Source organism: Actinomadura montaniterrae (genome assembly GCF_008923365.1).
In the GTDB taxonomy this organism is placed as follows: Bacteria; Actinomycetota; Actinomycetes; order Streptosporangiales; family Streptosporangiaceae; genus Spirillospora; species Spirillospora montaniterrae.
On sequence record NZ_WBMR01000102.1, the window covers coordinates 1 to 17480 of the forward strand.

17 protein-coding genes are annotated in these 17480 nt (G+C 73.5%); 8 read left to right on the forward strand and 9 right to left on the reverse strand.

What is annotated here, in order from left to right; all coding sequences use genetic code 11:
• A partial coding sequence (locus tag F9B16_RS51280; protein WP_192809049.1) for an RNA polymerase sigma factor occupies positions 1–978 on the reverse strand: 978 nt, incomplete at its 3' end.
• 215 nt (positions 979–1193) lie between these two features.
• On the opposite strand from F9B16_RS51280, the gene F9B16_RS28890 reads away from it, so the two are divergent.
• Both F9B16_RS28890 and F9B16_RS28895 read left to right on the forward strand, forming a co-directional pair.
• Positions 1194–1448 (forward strand): ribbon-helix-helix domain-containing protein, encoded by a 255-nt coding sequence (locus F9B16_RS28890; RefSeq protein WP_151543368.1) that lies wholly within the window; start codon positions 1194–1196, stop codon positions 1446–1448.
• Positions 1445–1909, forward strand: coding sequence for an SRPBCC family protein (locus F9B16_RS28895; protein ID WP_151543369.1), 465 nt, complete (start codon positions 1445–1447; stop codon positions 1907–1909). The genes F9B16_RS28890 and F9B16_RS28895 overlap by 4 nt, the downstream gene beginning before the upstream one ends.
• On the opposite strand, the gene F9B16_RS28900 is transcribed toward F9B16_RS28895, so the two are convergent.
• Both F9B16_RS28900 and F9B16_RS28905 read right to left on the reverse strand, forming a co-directional pair.
• Entirely contained in the window at positions 1870–3480 is a 1611-nt protein-coding gene (locus F9B16_RS28900) for a long-chain fatty acid--CoA ligase (protein ID WP_225992023.1), read from the reverse strand. The genes F9B16_RS28895 and F9B16_RS28900 overlap by 40 nt on opposite strands.
• A gap of 222 nt (positions 3481–3702) precedes the next feature.
• Positions 3703–4254 (reverse strand): SigE family RNA polymerase sigma factor, encoded by a 552-nt coding sequence (locus F9B16_RS28905; protein WP_225992024.1) that lies wholly within the window; start codon positions 4252–4254, stop codon positions 3703–3705.
• 282 nt (positions 4255–4536) lie between these two features.
• Between F9B16_RS28905 and F9B16_RS28910 the strand changes: the two genes are divergently transcribed.
• The 3 genes from F9B16_RS28910 to F9B16_RS28920 all read left to right on the forward strand — a co-directional run bounded on the left by F9B16_RS28910 (position 4537) and on the right by F9B16_RS28920 (position 9693).
• Positions 4537–5529, forward strand: coding sequence for a hypothetical protein (locus tag F9B16_RS28910; protein ID WP_151543371.1), 993 nt, complete (start codon positions 4537–4539; stop codon positions 5527–5529).
• On the forward strand, positions 5523–6353 hold the full coding sequence (locus F9B16_RS51285; RefSeq protein WP_192809050.1) for a MauE/DoxX family redox-associated membrane protein: 831 nt from the start codon (positions 5523–5525) through the stop codon (positions 6351–6353). The genes F9B16_RS28910 and F9B16_RS51285 overlap by 7 nt, the downstream gene beginning before the upstream one ends.
• 67 nt (positions 6354–6420) lie before the next feature.
• Complete coding sequence (locus F9B16_RS28920; RefSeq protein WP_151543373.1) at positions 6421–9693, forward strand: S41 family peptidase; 3273 nt, start codon at positions 6421–6423, stop codon at positions 9691–9693.
• Between the two features lie 80 nt (positions 9694–9773).
• Here F9B16_RS28920 and F9B16_RS28925 read toward each other — a convergent pair whose 3' ends face one another.
• Together F9B16_RS28925 and F9B16_RS28930 are read right to left on the reverse strand one after the other, a co-directional pair.
• Positions 9774–10157, reverse strand: coding sequence for a hypothetical protein (locus F9B16_RS28925; RefSeq protein WP_151543374.1), 384 nt, complete (start codon positions 10155–10157; stop codon positions 9774–9776).
• A gap of 290 nt (positions 10158–10447) precedes the next feature.
• Positions 10448–11635, reverse strand: a complete 1188-nt coding sequence (locus F9B16_RS28930) for an ATP-binding protein (RefSeq protein ID WP_225992025.1) — start codon at positions 11633–11635, stop codon at positions 10448–10450.
• Between the two features lie 324 nt (positions 11636–11959).
• Between F9B16_RS28930 and F9B16_RS28935 the strand changes: the two genes are divergently transcribed.
• Complete coding sequence (locus tag F9B16_RS28935; protein WP_151543376.1) at positions 11960–12667, forward strand: hypothetical protein; 708 nt, start codon at positions 11960–11962, stop codon at positions 12665–12667.
• A gap of 9 nt (positions 12668–12676) precedes the next feature.
• Here F9B16_RS28935 and F9B16_RS28940 read toward each other — a convergent pair whose 3' ends face one another.
• The gene (locus tag F9B16_RS28940) at positions 12677–13555 is read right to left on the reverse strand and encodes a class I SAM-dependent methyltransferase (protein WP_151543377.1); all 879 of its coding nucleotides are present in this window, start codon (positions 13553–13555) and stop codon (positions 12677–12679) included.
• Between the two features lie 109 nt (positions 13556–13664).
• Here F9B16_RS28940 and F9B16_RS28945 point away from each other — a divergent pair, with 109 nt between their 5' ends.
• Together F9B16_RS28945 and F9B16_RS28950 are read left to right on the forward strand one after the other, a co-directional pair.
• Positions 13665–14144 carry a macro domain-containing protein gene (locus tag F9B16_RS28945; RefSeq protein WP_151543378.1) on the forward strand — a complete coding sequence of 160 codons (480 nt, stop codon included), beginning with the start codon at positions 13665–13667 and terminating at the stop codon, positions 14142–14144.
• Between the two features lie 104 nt (positions 14145–14248).
• A complete protein-coding gene (locus tag F9B16_RS28950; RefSeq protein WP_151543379.1) occupies positions 14249–15415 on the forward strand; it encodes a serine hydrolase domain-containing protein in 1167 nt (388 codons plus the stop codon).
• Here the strand turns inward: F9B16_RS28950 and F9B16_RS28955 are convergent.
• The 3 genes from F9B16_RS28955 to F9B16_RS28965 form a co-directional block, all read right to left on the reverse strand.
• A complete protein-coding gene (locus F9B16_RS28955; RefSeq protein ID WP_192809051.1) occupies positions 15402–16652 on the reverse strand; it encodes an RNA polymerase sigma factor in 1251 nt (416 codons plus the stop codon). The genes F9B16_RS28950 and F9B16_RS28955 overlap by 14 nt on opposite strands.
• Positions 16649–16996 (reverse strand): YciI family protein, encoded by a 348-nt coding sequence (locus F9B16_RS28960; RefSeq protein ID WP_225992026.1) that lies wholly within the window; start codon positions 16994–16996, stop codon positions 16649–16651. The genes F9B16_RS28955 and F9B16_RS28960 overlap by 4 nt, the downstream gene beginning before the upstream one ends.
• 91 nt (positions 16997–17087) lie before the next feature.
• Positions 17088–17405 carry a DUF6191 domain-containing protein gene (locus F9B16_RS28965; protein ID WP_151543380.1) on the reverse strand — a complete coding sequence of 106 codons (318 nt, stop codon included), beginning with the start codon at positions 17403–17405 and terminating at the stop codon, positions 17088–17090.
• Between the last annotated feature and the right edge of the window lie 75 nt (positions 17406–17480).

The window sequence follows — 17480 nt, forward strand, 5'->3', positions numbered from 1 at the left end:
GACCCGGGCGCGGGCCCGGCAGGCGGCGCAGCCCGCGACGTGCTCGGCGACGGACGGGTCGGCGGTGGCGGCGTCCGCGCCGATCTCGCCGCGGCGGTGGAACGTCTGCCACAGCGCGATCGACAGCGGCCCGCGCCTCGGCTCCTCGCGGACGGCGCCGGACGCGCCGTCCGGCGGCGACGCGTCCTCCGCGCCGTCCTCGGCGTCTGCGGCGTCCTCTGCGCCTTCGGTGTCCTCTGCGTCTGCAGCGTCCTCGGCTTCGGGTGCGGGCTGCGGCTTCGGCGGGGTGCGGGCCGCCAGGACGGCGACGGCGGTGGGACGGGCCTCCTCGGCGGGCTCCTCGTCGTCCTGATCCACGACGGGCGCGGCGGGCGCCGCGGACCCGGCGCAGGCCCTGGCGGCCCGGACGGCCTCGGCGGCGAGCGCGGCCTCCATGGCGGCGCCGCCCTGGCGGACCCGCGCGGCGGCGCGGCGTCCCGACATCCCGAGCGCGGCGCCGAGCCGCGCGGGCGGCAGGTCGTGCCGGAACGCCAGCAGCACGGCCTCCTGGTCGACCGGGTCGAGGGCGTCGAGCGCGGTGCGCAGCAGGTCGTGGAGCTCGGCCGACGGCGGCCAGCCGGAGACGTCGCCCGCGTCGGCGCGCTCCAGGAACGGGGTGTCGGAGAACTCGGCGTCCCGGTCCCAGTACAGGTGCCGGGAGCGGCCGCGGCGGATGCAGCGGCGCCGGGCGGCCCCGTAAAGCCAGGAGCTCAGGTGCAGGTGGTCGCGCATACGGGGCGCACGGCGGCACGCGTCGATGAAGGTGTCGTGGACGATGCCGGCAGCGGTCTTCTCATCGCCCGTCATTGACAACGCGTAGTCGTAAAGGCGCTCACCGTACTCGTCATAGAGCGTGCCCAGGGCCGCTTCGTCGCCTTCGTTCAGACCCAGGACCAGTTTCCGGTCCGCCGCGTCTTCGGAGGGGGACAACCTGGGCATACACGCTCCCCGGCACCGGCATGGAAGTCCGCCCCCAAAGGGGCCGTCCGGACAATCAGCCCACCTTGCATACACCCCTTGGCCCCGTCGACACCACTCGATCCCCCGAAATCGCCGGTACCGGTGACCGAGCGCTCAAGTACCCGTACCGCTCCGTGATCACTTTGTTCATGACCGAGCGTCAGAATCCGGTCAGATGATGTTATCTTGGTACCATGGTACAAGTTGACCGTGTCCAGACCGGCCTGCGGATCGAACGCAACGTGCTGAAGGTGCTCAAGGGGCTGGCCGAGTACCTCGACATCTCGCTCGGCGACCTGGTCGAGGGCATCGCCCTGCACGCCTTCGACGGCAGCGCCCCCTTCTCCCCCGAGACGCTCGGCAAGATCCGGCAGCTCAAGTCCGTGTACGGGCTGACCCTCACCGCCGCCGACGCGCACGCCCTGACCGAGGACGGCGATCCCCGATGAGGCGCCGGCTCGCCGGGACCGTCCGGGTCCCGCTGCCGCCCGCCGAGGCGTTCACCCTGTTCACGCCGCGCGGCGAGGAGCTCTGGGTGGACGGCTGGCGGCCCGCCTTCCCCGCGGACGCCCCCGACGACACCGAACCGGGAACGGTGTTCGAGACCAGCCACGGCACCGAGCGGACGACCTGGGTCGTCCTCGCCCGCGACCCCGGACGCCGCGTCTCCTACGCCCGCGTGACGCCCGGTCACCGCGCCGGGACGGTCACCGTCGACGTCGCCCCGCACCCGGACGGCGGCAGCGCCGCCGAGGTCGTCTACGACCTGACGGCCCTCACCGCCGGCGGCGCGCACGGCCTCGACGCGTTCGCGGGCGGGTACGCGGCGTTCCTGCAATCGTGGGAGGACGCGATCGCCGCGCACCTCGCTCAGTCGGCGCGCTCGACCTCCAGCCCGCCCTCCGCGTAGCGGCGGCGCAGCACCTTCTTGTCGAACTTCCCGACACTCGTCTTGGGGACTTCGGCGATGAACGTCCAGCGCTCCGGGAGCTGCCACTTCGGCACCCGGTCGGTGAGGAACTCCCTGAGCTGCGCCGCCGTGACCGACGCGCCGTCCCGGACGACCACGGACGCCAGCGGGCGCTCCTGCCAGCGGTCGTCCGGGACGCCGACCACGGCCGCCTCGAGCACGTCCGGATGGGCCATCAGATGGTTCTCCAGCTCCACCGAGGAGATCCATTCGCCGCCCGACTTGATGACGTCCTTCGCCCGGTCCGTGAGGACCATGTACCCGTCGGGGGAGAGGTTGCCGACGTCGCCCGTGCGCAGCCACCCGTCGTGGAACTTGCCCGGGTCCTCGTCGCGGTAGTAGGCGCCGGTGATCCACGGGCCGCGGATCTCCACCTCGCCGACGGCCTCCCCGTCGTTCGGCAGCACCACGTCGCCGTCCCCCACCACCCGGATCTCCAGGCCGGCCAGGACCCGGCCCTGGCTGACCCGCGCCTGCCAGGCCCGCTCCCCCTCCGCGCCGACCGGCGCGTGCGCCATCGTCGCGACCGGCGACGTCTCCGTCATCCCCCACGCCTGCACGATCCGCACGCCGATCTCGTCGAACCCGCGCATCAGCGCCTCCGGCACCGCCGACCCGCCGCACGGGACGAGCCGCAGCGAGCTGAGGTCCGACCCGTGCTCCTTCGTGTACCGCAGCACGTCCGACCAGATCGTCGGGACGGCGCCCGCGATCGTCGGCCGCTCCGCCTCGATCAGCTTCACCAGCGGCTCCGCCTGCAGGAACCGGTCCGGCATCACCAGCGCCGCGCCGGCCAGCATCGCCGCGTAGGGCAGGCCCCACGCGTTCGCGTGGAACATCGGGACCACCGGCAGCACCACGTCGGCGCCGCTCATCCCCAGCGCGTTCCCCGTGCACACCGACAGCGAATGCAGGTACGCGGACCGGTGCGAGTAGACGACGCCCTTCGGGTTGCCCGTAGTACCGCTCGTGTAGCACATGGCCGCCGCCGACCGTTCGTCGATCTCCGGCCAGTCGAACTCCGGCGGCGCCGCGGCGAGCAGCTCCTCGTACGAGTGCAGCTCCTTGCCCGCCCCGTCCAGCGGCGCGGTGTCGCCGTCGCCCACCACGACGACGTGCCGGACGGTCTTCATCTGCGGCAGCACCGGCGCGAGCAGCGGGATCAGCGACCCGTCCACGATGACGACGTGGTCCTCGGCGTGGTTCGCGATGTATACGAGCTGGTCGGGGAACAGCCGAAGGTTCAGCGTGTGCAGGACGGCCCCCATCGACGGGACCGCGAGGTACGCCTCCAGATGCTCGGTGTTGTTCCACATGAACGTGGCGACGCGCTGGTCGCCGTCCACCCCGAGCGCGCGCAGCGCCCCGGCGAGCCGGGCGGCGCGCTCACCGACCTCGGCGTAGCTCCGGCGCCGCGCGCCGTCCCCGGTCCAGGTCGCGATCTCCGCGGACCCGCACACCTGCGTGCCGTACCGCATGATCGTGGTGATGGTCAGCGGAAAGTCCTGCATGGTGCTCCACACGGCACACCTCCGGCTCGCTGAGGCCTAGCTGCGGAACTCCGTTCTAGCCCACCGCCCCCCATTTGCCCAGAGGCCGGCCCGACCCGTGCGCCGAACCCCGGCCACCACCACGGGCAGGCACGCGGAGGGAGCGCCAGCGAGTGGAGCGGGCCTGCCCGCCGACTGACAGGCTGTTTCGCGCGGAGCCCTTGCGGAGCGGGAAACAGCCTGTCAGTCGTGACGGGGGTTCCAGGGGGTCGTCCCCCTGGGCTGGCTGGGCACTCCGGGGAAGTCGTCGCCTAGGGCGTCGTCGTCGCGGAGGCGGGCCATGGCGCGGGAGACGGTGCTCTTGACCGTGCCGACGCTGACGCCGAGGACGTCGGCGATCTCCGCTTCGGACATGTCCTCGTAATAGCGGAGCATGACCGCGAGGCGCTGGCGCTCGGGGAGCCGGCCGAGCGCGCGGCCGAGCGCGTCGCGCATTTCGGCGCGCCGGGTGTGATCGTCCACCGGACGGTCAGGAACTTCATCCGTGGGGTAGATATCCAACTTTTTCCGGCGCCACCATGAGATCTGCGTGTTCGCCATGGCGCGCCGGACGTAGCCGTCGACGGCGGCGCGGTCGTGGATGCGGTCCCAGGCGAGGTAGGTCTTGGCGAGCGCGGCCTGCAGCAGGTCCTCGGCCTCGGCGCGGTCGCTGGTCAGGCGCATCGCGGCGCGCAGCAGGGTGGGGCCGCGGTCCGCCACGTAGGCGCGGAACTCCTCGTGCCGCGTGCTGCTCACCGTCACCACCGAACCAGGGGTCGCGGAGCCGGCGAGCCAGTCGATCTTGGCGGCGCCGGTTCCCGGTACAGTTGACGATCTCAGGTTGATCGTAATTCCGGTCCTACTTAAAGTACATATCCGGGTCAACCAGTTAATAATCCTCATCCGAGGTCGATTGAACATCTCCCGTCGATCGACTTATCGCGACAAATCCGTCGACAGCGCGTGCACCGCGCGTGACTCTTGACTCGCCGTCCTAACAGACGTCACGCCCCGTGAAGTTCGAGCCGGAGTGCCGCCATGCCGCTACCCCACCGCCGTGGAGCCAGGCGCCGCCGTCTCCGGGAGGCCGTGCTCGGCGCGTCCCCGGAGACCGGTGCCGGCCTCCCGGAGAACGCCGCCCGGCCGCTCGGCGCGCTGTCCGGGACGATCCTGGACGCCAGCCCGCACCTGCTGGTGCTGGACGCCGACGGCGCCGAGCTGCGGCTCGCGATGAGCGGGGACACGACCGTGTGGCACGGCGGGCGCGGGGGCCTCGCCGCGCTGCGCCCGGGGCGCGAGGCGATCGTGCGGCCGAAGGCCGGCGGGCCGGGCGTCGACCGGATCTGGGTCGACGCGGACCGGGTCGCCGGCACCCTGCTGGCGTGCGGGCGGGACGCCTGGGAGGTGGACATGGGCCCCCATCGCGGCCGCGCCCATGTGGCGATCCCCCCGCACGCCCTCCAGCAGGTGCTGGTCCGGCACCCGCGGCTGGAGCCCGGCTACCTCGTCGACGTGATCTGCGTGCGCTCCCCCGGCGGGCCGCAGGCGGTGCGCCCGGGCACGTCGCAGCCGGGCTACCGGGCCGACGACCTGGCCGGGCCGGAGGCGTCCGAGCCCGCGCCGGCGGTGCTGCGCGGGACGGCGACCTGGTTCGCACGGCCCCCGGCGCCGCGCGGCGCGGCGTACCCGGCGGTCGATCCGGAGGGCGACGGCGGCGGGTGCGCGGACGCCCCGTCCGGCTGCGTCGCGTTCCCGTACCTGTCGATCGGCAGCGAGATCACGGTGCACAACGAGTGCAGCGGGCGCGCGGGGCGCGTCCCGGTCGTGGAGTGCGGCTGCGCGGCGGCCCGGTTCTGCGACCGGTGCGTGGAGTGCGGGGCGTCGCCGCGCGGCCGGATCGTGGAGCTGACCCCGGAGACGTTCGTGGGGCTCGGCGGCGATCTGGAGGCCGGGTGCTTCAACGTGCTCGCGCGGCCGGACGTCCCGGCCATCGGTTTCGGCGGCGCCGCGGAGGAGGGCTCGTCATGGTGACGTTCCAGAACACGCAGGTCCTGCTGCTGGCGATGGTGCTGCTGGCGGCGTGCCTGGCGAAGCTGACGATCCGCGAGCGGGTGGCGGACGCGCCGGACCACGTGCACGGCGTGCCGGTCCCGGCCGGGCTCGCGGGGCTGACGGCGCTGCGCCGCAGCCGCGGGCTGAACGTCGGGCTCGGGCTCGGCGAGGGGCTGCTCGGCCTGGCGCTGCTGGTGACCTCCCAGTTCTCCGTGCGGCTGGCGACGACGCTGGCGTTCGCGGCGGCGACCTGGGTGGTGGGGGAGCTGCGCGTGCGGCGGCCGGACGCGGGGTGCGGCTGCTTCGGCGGCCTCAGCGCCAAGCGGGTCGGCCGCCGCAGCGTGGCGCGCGCGCTGCTGTTCACCGGCGCGGGCATAGCGTCGCTGGGCGCGCCCATGGCGGGCCTGGACGTGCTGCGGGACGAGCACACGCAGGTGGGGCCGGTGCTGATTCTGGAGCTGGCGCTGTTCGCGGCGCTGTCTCCCGAGTTGCCGGAGCTGCTGGACAGGCGGTCCCGCGCGCGCGGGCTGGGGCGTCCGGAGACGCCGTGCGAGCGGCGCCGCAGCCCCCTGGCGGAGACGTATGCGGCGCTCTATGACAGCGCCGCATGGGTGGAGCACGAGAACGCCGTGGCCAGCGCGGTCCCGCTGGACGTGTGGCGCGAGGGCTGCTGGCGGTTCGTCGTCTACCCGGCCCGCGTCGACGGGCAGGACCTGGAGGTCGTGTTCGCGGTGTCGACGGCGGAGCGGGGCCGGACCGTCCGGGCGGCGCTCGTCCCGGCACCGGTGACGACCTCTGTCTAACCGAGTATTGGACGCGTCCAAGAATGCCGTAGAGATTCCTCGCGGGGAGAGCGGGCACTGACCGCGCGTGGGGGGAAACGGCGGCTACCTGCGGTTCCCGTCGATCTGCGGGGACGACGTCGTCTTCGTGTGCGAGGACGACCTGTGGACGGTCCCCGCGTCCGGCGGCCGGGCCTACCGGCTGACGGCCGGGGTCGCGGCGGCCGCCTACCCGCGCCTGTCCCCGGACGGGCGGCTGCTGGCGTTCGTCGGACGGGAGGAGGGCCCCGCCGAGGTGTACGTGATGCCGGCGGCGGGCGGCGCCGCGCGGCGGCTGACGTTCCACGGGACGTCCTGCACGATCACCGGCTGGGATCCGGACGGACGTATCGTCTATGCGTCCGATGTCCGGCGTCCGTTCCGCGGCTATCAGTGGCTGTACGCGATCGATCCGTCCGGCAGCGGGATTCCGGCCGAGCTGCCGTACGGGCCGGCGAGCAGCGTCACGTACGGGCCGGACGGCGCGGTCGTCATCGGCCGCAACACCGCCGATCCGGCGCGCTGGAAGCGGTACCGGGGCGGCACGGCCGGCGACCTGTGGATCGCCCCCGGCGGTGCGGGCGGTTCCTGCGGTTCCGGGGACTTCCGGCGGCTGATCGAGCTGGACGGGAACCTCGCCGCGCCCTGCCGGGTCGGCGGCCGGATCTACTTCCTGTCCGACCACGAGGGCGTCGGGAACGTCTACTCGTGCCTGCCCGACGGCTCCGACCTGCGCAGGCACACCCATCACGAGGACTACTACGCCCGCAATCTCGCCGATGACGGCCGCCGGCTCGTCTACCACGCCGCCGCGGACCTGTACGTCCTCGACCCGGACGACGGCACCGGCCCCCGCCGCATCGACGTGCGGCTCGGCAGCTCGCGCACGCAGCGGAACCGGCGGTTCGTGCCCGCCGCCGAGTACCTCGACACGGCCACGGTGAACTCGGCGGGCGACGGCCTGGCGATCACCACGCGCGGCAAGGCGTACTCGTTCGCGGCCTGGGAGGGGCCGGTCCGGCAACACGGGCGGCAGGACGGCGTCCGGTACCGGCTGCTGACCTGGTTCAACGACGACCGGCGGCTGATCGCGGCCGCGTCCGGCGAGGACGGCCGGGAGCGCCTCGTCGTGCTGACCGCGTCCGGTGCCCGGGACGCCGCGCACGCCGAGACGTCCGAGGACGTCGGCCGGGTGCTGGAGCTGGCGCCGTCGCCGGCGGCGGACCGGTTCGCGTTCACCAACCACCGCAACGAGCTGTACCTGCTCGAACCGGACGGCGACGGCCCGCTGGAGCCGGTGCCGCTCGACGTCAGCCCGTACGGCGCGATCACCGGCCTGGCCTGGTCGCCCGGCGGCGAGTGGCTCGCCTACGCCTGCCCGACGTCCGCGCAGACGACCGCGATCAAGGTGTGCAACGCCGAGACGGGCCTGGTCGCGCCGGTCACCCGGCCCGTCCTGCACGACCGCGCCCCCGCCTGGGACCCGGAGGGCCGCTACCTGTACTTCATCGGGCAGCGCGTGTTCGACCCGGTGCCCGACACGCTCCAGTTCGACCGGGGGTTCCCGCTCGGCGCCCGCCCGTACGCGATCACGCTGCGCCGCGATGTGCCGTCGCCGTTCGCGGCGGCGCCGCGTCCGGTGACCGGCGAGGCCGCCCCTTCGCCCGGCGAGGCGAGCCTCGCGGAGGGGTCGGACGCGCGGGACGTCACCGGGCCCGGCCGTCTCGGCGCGAGCGTCGCGGCCTCGGCGCGGCTCCCGATCGACTTCGCCGGGATCGAGCGGCGGGTCGTCGCGTTCCCCGTCGCGGAGGGCCGCTACGGGCGGATCGCCGGGATCAAGGGCCAGGCGCTGTACTCGGTGTTCCCGGTGAAGGGCGGCCGCGGCGACGACCCGGCGCTCGGCCGCGTCGACGCGTTCGACTTCGCGGCCCGGCAGGCCCGGACGCGGCTGCGCGACGTCGGCGACTTCTGGCTCGCCCGCGACGGCGCCACGCTGCTCTACCGGTCCCGGTCGCGGCTGCGGCTGGTCACGGCGGGCCGCGAGCAGCCCCCGGACGACCGGCCGGGCCGCCGCAGCGGCTGGATCGACCTCGACCGCGTCAAGGTGCCGGTGTCCCCGGCGACCGAGTGGCGGCAGATGCTCCGCGAGACGTGGGTGCTGCAGCGCGAGCACTTCTGGGACGAGGACATGGCGGGCATCGACTGGGACGCCGTGTACCGCCGCTACCTCCCTCTTGTGGACAAAGTGACAACTCGTGGGGAGTTCTCCGACCTGCTGTGGGAGATGCAGGGCGAGCTCGGCACGTCCCACGCCTACGAGATCGGCGGCGAGTACCGCAGCCGCCCCGTCTACGCCCAGGGCTTCCTCGGCGTCGACTGGGCCGTCCGGGACGGCCGGTTCGTGCTCGCGCACATCATCGAGGGCGACCCGTGGGACCCGGCCGCCACGTCCCCGCTGAACCGTCCGGGCATCGACGTCCGGCCCGGCGACGCGGTCGTCGCGATCAACGGCGAGCCCGTCGCGCCCGGCGGCGTCGTCCCCGGCGAGCGGCTGGTCAACCTGGCGGGCGAGGAGGTGCTGCTGACGATCCGGCGCGGCGACGCCGCCCCGTTCACCGTCGCCGTGAAGACGCTCGCCGACGAGCGTCCCGGCCGGTACCGCGACTGGGTCGCCGCGAACCGCGCCCTCGTCCACGAGCGGACCGGCGGGCGCGCCGGCTACCTGCACGTCCCCGACATGGGCGCGGACGGGTTCGCCGAGTTCCACCGCGGCTTCCTCGCCGAGTACGACCGCGAGGCGCTGATCGTCGACGTCCGGTTCAACGGCGGCGGCAACGTGTCGGGGCTGCTGCTGCAGAAGCTCGCGCGCCGCCGGATCGGCTACAACTTCCCGCGCTGGGGCGTCCCGATGCCGTACCCGCGCGAGTCGCCGCGCGGCCCGATGGTCGCGATCACCAACGAGCGGACCGGCTCGGACGGCGACCTGTTCAGCCACGCGTTCAAGCTGCTCGGCCTCGGCCCCCTCATCGGCCGCCGGACGTGGGGCGGCGTCGTCGGCATCCGGCCCCGGCACCGCCTCGCCGACGGCACCGTCACCACGCAGCCGGAGTTCTCGTTCGCCTTCGACGACGTCGGCTGGCGCGTCGAGAACTACGGCACCGACCCCGACATCGAGGTCGACGTCACGCCGCAGGACCACGCGAACGGCACCGACGCCCAGCTCGTCCGGGCGATCGACGAGGCGCTCGGGCTGCTCGGCCGGTTCCCGCCGCACACGCCCGACCCGTCGACCCGCCCGGTGTTCAAGGCGGGCGGCGCCTGAGGCCCGAGCCGGGGTCCGAAGCGGAGTCCGAAGCGGGGTCCGAGCCGGAGTCTGAGGCGGGGTCCGAGCCGGGGCTCACGTCACCAGTTCTCGCCGGTCTCGTCGTCGCGGTCGTGGAGGTCGTCGAGCTGGTTGCCGTACAGCTCGTCCTCGTCGTCCTGGCGGCGCGGGCGGTGGCTCGTCATGTCCTCGTCCTGCATGCCGCCCATGTCGGCGGAGTACTCGTCGTCCTCGCCGAACCCGTGGCCGCCGCCCTCGAAGCCGGGCTCGTCGTGGTAGCCGCGCGGGCCGGGCCCGTAGCCCTGGCCGCCCTGCTCCTGCCGCATCGACGGCTCGTCGGTGCCCCGCGACTCCGACGATCCCATCGACGAGCTCATCTCGTCGCCGCGCTCGTAGGCGTCCTCCTCGCGCGTCGAGTACAGGTCGTCCGGGTCCTGGCCCCGGTAGCGGTCCTGCTCGTCCATCGTGATCCCCCCGACATCGGCCTTTCGCGCCCGGTCCGGCGCATCGGCCCCCATACCCAGATAACTCCGCGTAACAACCGCAATGCCGGACAACGCCCTCTGCATCTCTATAGAGGTACCTAGGAGAAAAGCTAGAAAGCCTTAGAGAAACCTCGGAAGGGAAGGCAGGAGAATCTACGGCTTTCTAGCATGTTCGCTAGAAAGCCGAATAGACACCGGACGGCACGGTCCGATTCAGCTTTATAACGGCTTCTAGCGTCCAGGCTAGAAACCTGTAGAGAACTGTCGGGTCAGGCGGGCTGGGAGCGGAGGAACTTGCCGAAGTGCGGGACCGTGAACGCGACCATGCCGCGCTCCGCGCTGTAGATCAGCCCCTTCTTGATCAGGCCGTCGCGGGCGGGCGACAGGCTGGACGGCTTGCGGCCCAGCTCGTCGGCGACCGCCGCCGTCGGCACCGGATCGTCGCCGAGCATCGCCATCGCGCGCATGTAGTCGCGCTCGGCGGGCGTCGCGCGCTCGTAGCGGCTGCCGAAGAAGCCCACCGCGAGCTCGCTCTCCGCCTCCGGCGCGGCGACCCGGATGTCCTCGGCGGTGATCGGGGTGTCGGGCGCGACGTCCCAGACGACCTTCGCGTACGCCTGCACGAAGTAGGGGTAGCCGTCGGCCGCGCCGTACAGCGCGTCGAGGGCGTCCTTGGTGAAGGTGACCTCCTCCCGCTCGGCGGGCGCGAGGAGCGCGACGTCGGCGGACTCGCGGTCGAGCCGGTCGATGCGCGCGTACCGGAACAGCCGCTCGGAGTAGGACTTGCTCGCCGACAGCACGGCGGGCAGGTGCGGCAGGCCCGCGCCGACCACGATCAGCGGGCCGCCGATCTGCGACAGCTCGTGGCACGCGGCGCACAGCGCGGACACGTCGTCGGCCGGCACGTCCTGCATCTCGTCGACGAACAGCGCGATGCCGGCGCCGACGTCGGTGGCGACGGACGCGGCGTCCACGAACAGCTCGGTGAGGTCGATCTCCAGGTCGCCGGAGTCGGCGCGGCCGCGCGAGGCGGGCACGTCGATGCCCGGCTGCCAGCGGTGCGCCCGCGCCTTCGCCTTGGTGCCGGACGGCTCCGGACCGGCCTGCGCGAACGCCTTCAGCACGCCGAGGAACGCCTCGATCCGGTCGGGCGCGCGGTGCCGGGGCGCCAGCTCCCGCACCGCCATGTGCAGCGCGGACGCGACGGGCCGCCGGATCGACTGGTCGGGCCGCGCCTCGATCTTGCCGGTGCCCCACAGCTTCTGGATCGCCATCGACCGGAACGCGTTGAGCAGCACGGTCTTGCCGACACCGCGCAGCCCGGTGATGATCATGCTGCGCTCGGGGCGGCCCCGGGCGACCCGTTCCAGCACCACCTCGAACTGCCTCAGCTCGCGGTCGCGGCCGGCCAGCTCCGGGGGGCGCTGCCCGGCGCCAGGGGCATAGGGATTGCGCACGGGGTCCACGCTCTCGGACTCTATGAGGCGATATAGCTGCGGCCGTAGATTTGGGTAGAAACCGCTGCGGCGTGTCGCGCGCTCGTGCCGCCGGCCGTGCGCGGTGCGGTTGAGAGGTGCGGTGCGGTTGAGAGGTGGGGCCGCCGTCGCCACCATGTCGCCTCCCGGGCGAGCGGGTCGAACAAGTCGAACTTCTGTTCGACTCATTCGAACACAGTAGCGCACGCCTCCCGCCCCGTCATCCGAACCCGCTGACTCCCCCGCTTTCCCTCGCGGCACCGCGCTCGATCGAACCCGCAGCCCCGCCCGCACGTCGAAATCGGCATGTTCGCGGCAGACGGCGCACTCGGACACCCCTCGCTCACCGCACCCTCCGCCGAGGGCCCCGGCCTTTTCGGCTCCACCGGCCTGTTCGTCGGCCTGGTGGTCCTGGCGGTGGTGGTCATCGTGTGGTCGGCGGTCCGCAGCCACCGGCAGATGAGGGAACTGCGCGAGCACATCGCCGCGTGCGGCTGGCGGCCCGTCGAGCGCGACGAGCCGATGCCCCGTCCCGTCGCGTCGGCCGTGCGGTCCCGGCGGACGAAGCTGGCGGTCGCGGCCGAGGAGCCGTATCCGCTGTGGCTCGTCTGGCACCGGTGGACGGAAAGCCAGGGCACCGGCGACAGCCGCAGGACGTCGACCCACGACCTGACCCGCTACTTCCTCCGCCCCGGTGGCGGCTTCCGGGACGTGGAGGTCGTGAAGCGCACCGCGATCGGCGGGTTCCTCATGCCGGTCCGCGGCGTCGGCACCGGCGACGCGGCGTTCGACAAGAGGTTCCTGATCCGGGGCCTCGGCGAGCAGCAGGCGGTGCGGCTGCTCACGCCGGCGCTGCGCGCGGCGATGCTCGCCGGCGACGTGCCGCCGTGGGAGGTCGCCGGCGGCGTCCTGATCTCCGCGTACACCGACGCGCCGTCGATCGGCACCTTCCAGCCGCGGGCGGACGCGCTCGTCAGACTGGCCGGGATGCTGACCGACCCCACCACCGCCTAGCCCGGCGCTTCACCGGGTTCGGCGGGCGGCCCAGACGGCGCGCTCGGTGCGGACCGCCAGGTCGTCGCGGCGCAGGACGCCGCCGAGGCCGCCGGTGTCGAGCAGCCGGTCGAGCGCGGCGAGATCCTCGGACGCGAGCTCGTCCGCGACGGCGTCGCGGATGCGGCGCAGGCTGCTCAGGGCGTAGCGGCCGACCGCCTCGTCGCGCGAGCCGTCGATGTTCACGGTCAGGACGCGTTCGCCCGCGAGCGCGAACCCGGCGGCGGTCAGCAGCGGCCCCCAGTCGGCGCCGCGGTAGGGCATCTGCTCGGCGGTGAGACGGTCGGCGACGGCGTGGAGGCGCTCTTCCAGGCCCGGCCGGTCCGGCGGGGCGTCGTCCGGGAGGAAGCGCGGGAAACCGGCCAGTTCTACGACGGCGAACAGGCCTCCCGGCGCGAGCAGGTCGTGGACCTTGCGCAGCGCGCGCTCCGGGTCGGCCATGTGGTGCATCGAGGCCGATGCCCACACCAGGTCAGGCGTGCCGAGGTCGGGCCAGTCGGCGTCGAGGTCGGCCTGGACGGCGCGCACGCGCTCCGCCATCCCGCGCTCGCGGGCCTTCTCCCGCAGGCGGTCGAGGTGCTCGGACGACGAGTCGACGGCGGTGACGTCGGCCTCCGGATACCGGGCGAGCAGCGCGAACGTCCCGGCTCCGGTGCCGCAGCCCAGGTCCACGATCCGGCCCGGGCTCCCTTCGACGGGCAGCCAGGCGATGATGTCGGCGATGTGCTCGGCCAGGACGTCCGCGCCGAGATCGAGCATCTCGGCCTGGTCGTCGCCACCGTGATGGTGACCGTGATGGTGGCCGTGGTGGTGGCCGGGGTGCCCGGCGTGCGGCGGTGAATCGCTCATGGCGCCACACTAGAAGCGGAGTACCTGCGCTGCTCCCTCCGCAGCGACCCCGCACCGAAATGGAGACCACACGGCCGGTTTGTCGGTGCGCCCGGATACCGTCGCGATCATGGCGCGGATCCGGTACCTCAAGGGCGACGCGACCTCGCCCCAGGCCAAGGGGCCGAAGGTCATCGCGCACATCTGCAACGACCGCGGCGGCTGGGGCAAGGGCTTCGTGGAGGCGGTGTCGCGGCGCTGGCCCGAGCCGGAAGCCGCCTACCGGCGCTGGCACCGCGAGCGCGCCCGCAACGACTTCGGGCTCGGCGCCGTCCAGATCGTCCAGGTCAAGCCGGACGTGTGGGTCGCGAACATGATCGGCCAGCACGGCCTCAAGGCGAGCCGCAGCTCCGGCCCGCCGATCCGCTACGAGGCGGTGCGGGAGTGCCTGCGCCGGCTCGCCGCCGAGGCCGCCGGACTCGGCGCGAGCGTCCACATGCCCCGGATCGGCTGCGGCCTGGCCGGCGGGCGCTGGGACCGCGTCGAACCCCTCATCGCCGCCGAGCTCATCGCCCGCGACGTCCCCGTCACGGTCTACGACACGGACTGATCCTCGGCCCGCGGCGCCACGCGGACGTTGGCTCTCGCGGGTGAGGCGCGTCCGGCACCGCGATTCCTAGCGTGATGACTCCGACGATCAAGAGGGAGCATCACGTGATCCGGAACAGGCGTGCGGCGGGCGGCGCACTGGCCATCGGCCTGGCGGTCGGCATGCTGGCGGGCACCGGCGTGCCCGCGCATTCGGCCACCGCCGCGCGAGCACCCGAGCGCGGGCGGCTGCCCGCGATCCTGGAACGGCTGACCACGGACGACGGCGCGCCCGGGGCGCTCCTCGAAGTCCGCGACGGCGACGGCGGCACAACCGTGCTGACCAGCGGTGTCGGCGACGTGCGGAACCGCACGCCCGTCCCCCGCGACAGCCGTTTCCGGATCGGCAGCGTGACCAAGACGTTCGTGGCGACGGTCGTGCTCCAGCTCGTGGGCGAGCATCGCGTCGTCCTGGACGCGCCGGTGGAACGCTACCTGCCCGGCGTCATCCGCGGTCACGGCAACGACGGGCGGCGCATCACCGTCCGGCAGCTGCTCCAGCACACCAGCGGCCTGCCCGACTACCTCGACTACATCACCCCGCAGGACGTCCTCAAGGACCCGCTCGCCCACCACGACCTCCGCGCCATGGTGGACGTCGCGCTCGCCCATCACCGGGTGTTCAAGCCCGGCCGCGACTGGAAGTACTCCAACACGAACTACCTGGTGGCGGGACTGCTCATCGAGAACGTCACCGGCCGCCCGTACGGTGAGGAGATCACGCGGCGCATCATCGAGCCGCTCGGCCTGCACGCGACGTCCGTGCCCGGCGACTCCCCGGCGATCCCCGGGCCGCATCCCCGCGGGTACGTGCGGCCGGGCGAGGGCGCGCCGCTCATGGACGTCACCGAGCTCAACCCGACGGTCGCGGGCCCCGGCGGCGGGATGGTCTCCAGCGCGTCCGACCTGGGCCGGTTCATGGGCGCCCTGCTCGACGGCAGGCTCCTCGCCCCTGCCCAGCTGCGGGAGATGATGAGGACCCGCCCGACCGGCAACACCGACGGCCGCGCCTACGGCCTCGGCCTGGAGAGCAGGCCGCTGCCCTGCGGCGGCCTCTACTGGGGACACACCGGCGACATGCTGGGATTCGAGACCGTGACCGGCGCGACGACCGGCGGCAGGCAGGCGACGGTCATGGTGAACCTCGACCCGGGCGGCTCGGACGCGCAGGACGCCGACATGGAGACCGCCGTCCAGACCGCCCTGTGCGAGCCGCAGGTCAGCGGCCGGTGAGCCCGGCGAGCCTGCGCTCGAACGTCGCCCGCTCCGGTTCGTTGCCGGCGAGCGCGACCGCGGCCCGGTAGGCCTCGGCCGCCTCGCCGGTCCGGCCGAGGCGGCCCAGCAGGTCGGCCCGCGCCGCGTGGAACAGGTAGTAGCGGCGCAGTTCCGGGGCACCGGACAGGTCGTCCATGAGGGCGAGCCCCGCGCCGGGGCCGTCGCGCATGGCGACCGCCACGGCCCGGTTCAGCGCGACGAGCGGGGACGGCTCGATCCGGAGCAGCACGTCGTACAGCGCGACGATCTGTGGCCAGTCGGTGCCGTCGAAGCAGGCCGCCTCGTCGTGCAGCGCCGCGATCGCCGCCTGCACCGCGTACGGCCCGGCACCGGGCCCCGTCAGCGCCGGGACGACGAGCCGCCGCCCTTCGGCGATGAGGCCGGCGTCCCACAGCGCGCGGTCCTGGTCTTCGAGCAGCACCTGGTCGCCCGCCGCGTCGACCCTCGCCGGACGCCGCGCGTCGGTGAGGAGCAGCAGCGCGAGCAACCCCGTCACCTCCCGCTCTTCGGGCAGCAGCCCGTGCAGGATCCGGGCGAGCCGGACGGCCTCGTCGGCCAGCCCGGGACGCACCAGATCGTCGCCGAACGTCGCCGCGTAGCCCTCGGTGAAGACCAGGTAGACGGCCCGGAGCACGCCCGGCAGCCGGGCCGGCAGCTCGTCCGGCCCCGGCACGCGGAACGGGATGCGCGCGTCGCGGATCTTGCGTTTCGCGCGCACGATCCGCTGCGCCATCGTCGCGGGCGGCACCAGGAACGCGCGGGCCACCTCCGGCGTCGTCAGGCCCGCGAGGAAGCGCAGCATCAGCGCGGTCCGCGCCTCCTCCGGCAGCGCGGGATGGCAGCAGGTGAAGAACAGCCGCAGCCGCTCGTCCGGAATGTCGTCGAAGCCGGGCTCCGCCGGGGACGCGGCGGCCCGCTCGCTCTCCACCCGCAGCGCCGCCAGCCGCGCCGCCTGTGCCCGGTCCCGGCGGATCCGGTCGAGCGCCTTGCGGCGGGCCACCGTCAGCAGCCACGCCAGCGGCTTGTCCGGCACCCCGTCCACCGGCCACCGCTGCAGCGCCGTCTCCATCGCGTCGGAGACGACCTCCTCCGCCAGGTCGAGGTCGCCGAACCGGGCGGCGAGCAGGGCGAGCAGCCGGCCCCGGTCCTCGCGGAACACCGCCTCCACGGAGCGGGCCGCCCGCCGCCCGCTCACGACGCGTCCGGCTCCCACACCGTGCGGACCTCGACGGTGCCGTACCGCGCCCCGGGGCACCGGGCCGCCCAGTCCAGCGCCGCGTCCAGGTCGGGCACGTCGATCAGGTAGTAGCCGCCGACGATCTCCCGGGTCTCGGCGAACGGCCCGTCCGTCACGACGCGCTCCCCGTCCGCCCGGACGTGCACGGTCGTCCCGGTGCCGAGGTCCAGCGCGTTCCCGTCGACCTTGACCCCGGCGTCGGTGACGGCCTTGTCGTACGCCATGAACTCCTCGACGCCCGGCTCCCCGGCCGGCGGCTCCCCGGGCGACCGGGTGTTGATCAGCAGCAGGTACTTCACCATGCGCTCCTTCCGCATCGGATGGTTGCGCGGTGATGACGCACCCCACCCCCGGAAATCGACACCCCGCCCGAAGATTCTTCCGAACGCGCGCTCAGGCCCTCCCGCGCGGACGCCGCACGACCGCGGTCCCCGCATCGAGATCGACGCGCCCGCGCGGCGGCGCACCGTCGTCCTCCTCGTCCCGCAACATCAACGACGACCGGCGCTGCTCCTGCGCGTGGCGATGAGTGCCCTGGAAGAAAGCGTCCAGCTCACCGACCGCGACCGCCGACACCGGCCGTCCCACCTCGTCCCTCCGCCATGGCAGCCGGAACCTGCGATGCGCCCACAACCCCGCACGATCGAGCACAGCGAACCCGACCAGCCCGATGACCAGCCCCGGAATCGTCAAGAACACAACAAGCGCCACACCCCACCAACGACCAACCCCCACCAACGGTTGCGCTGACGCCGCAGCACCCGGGCCGACCGAACGGAACGCGCG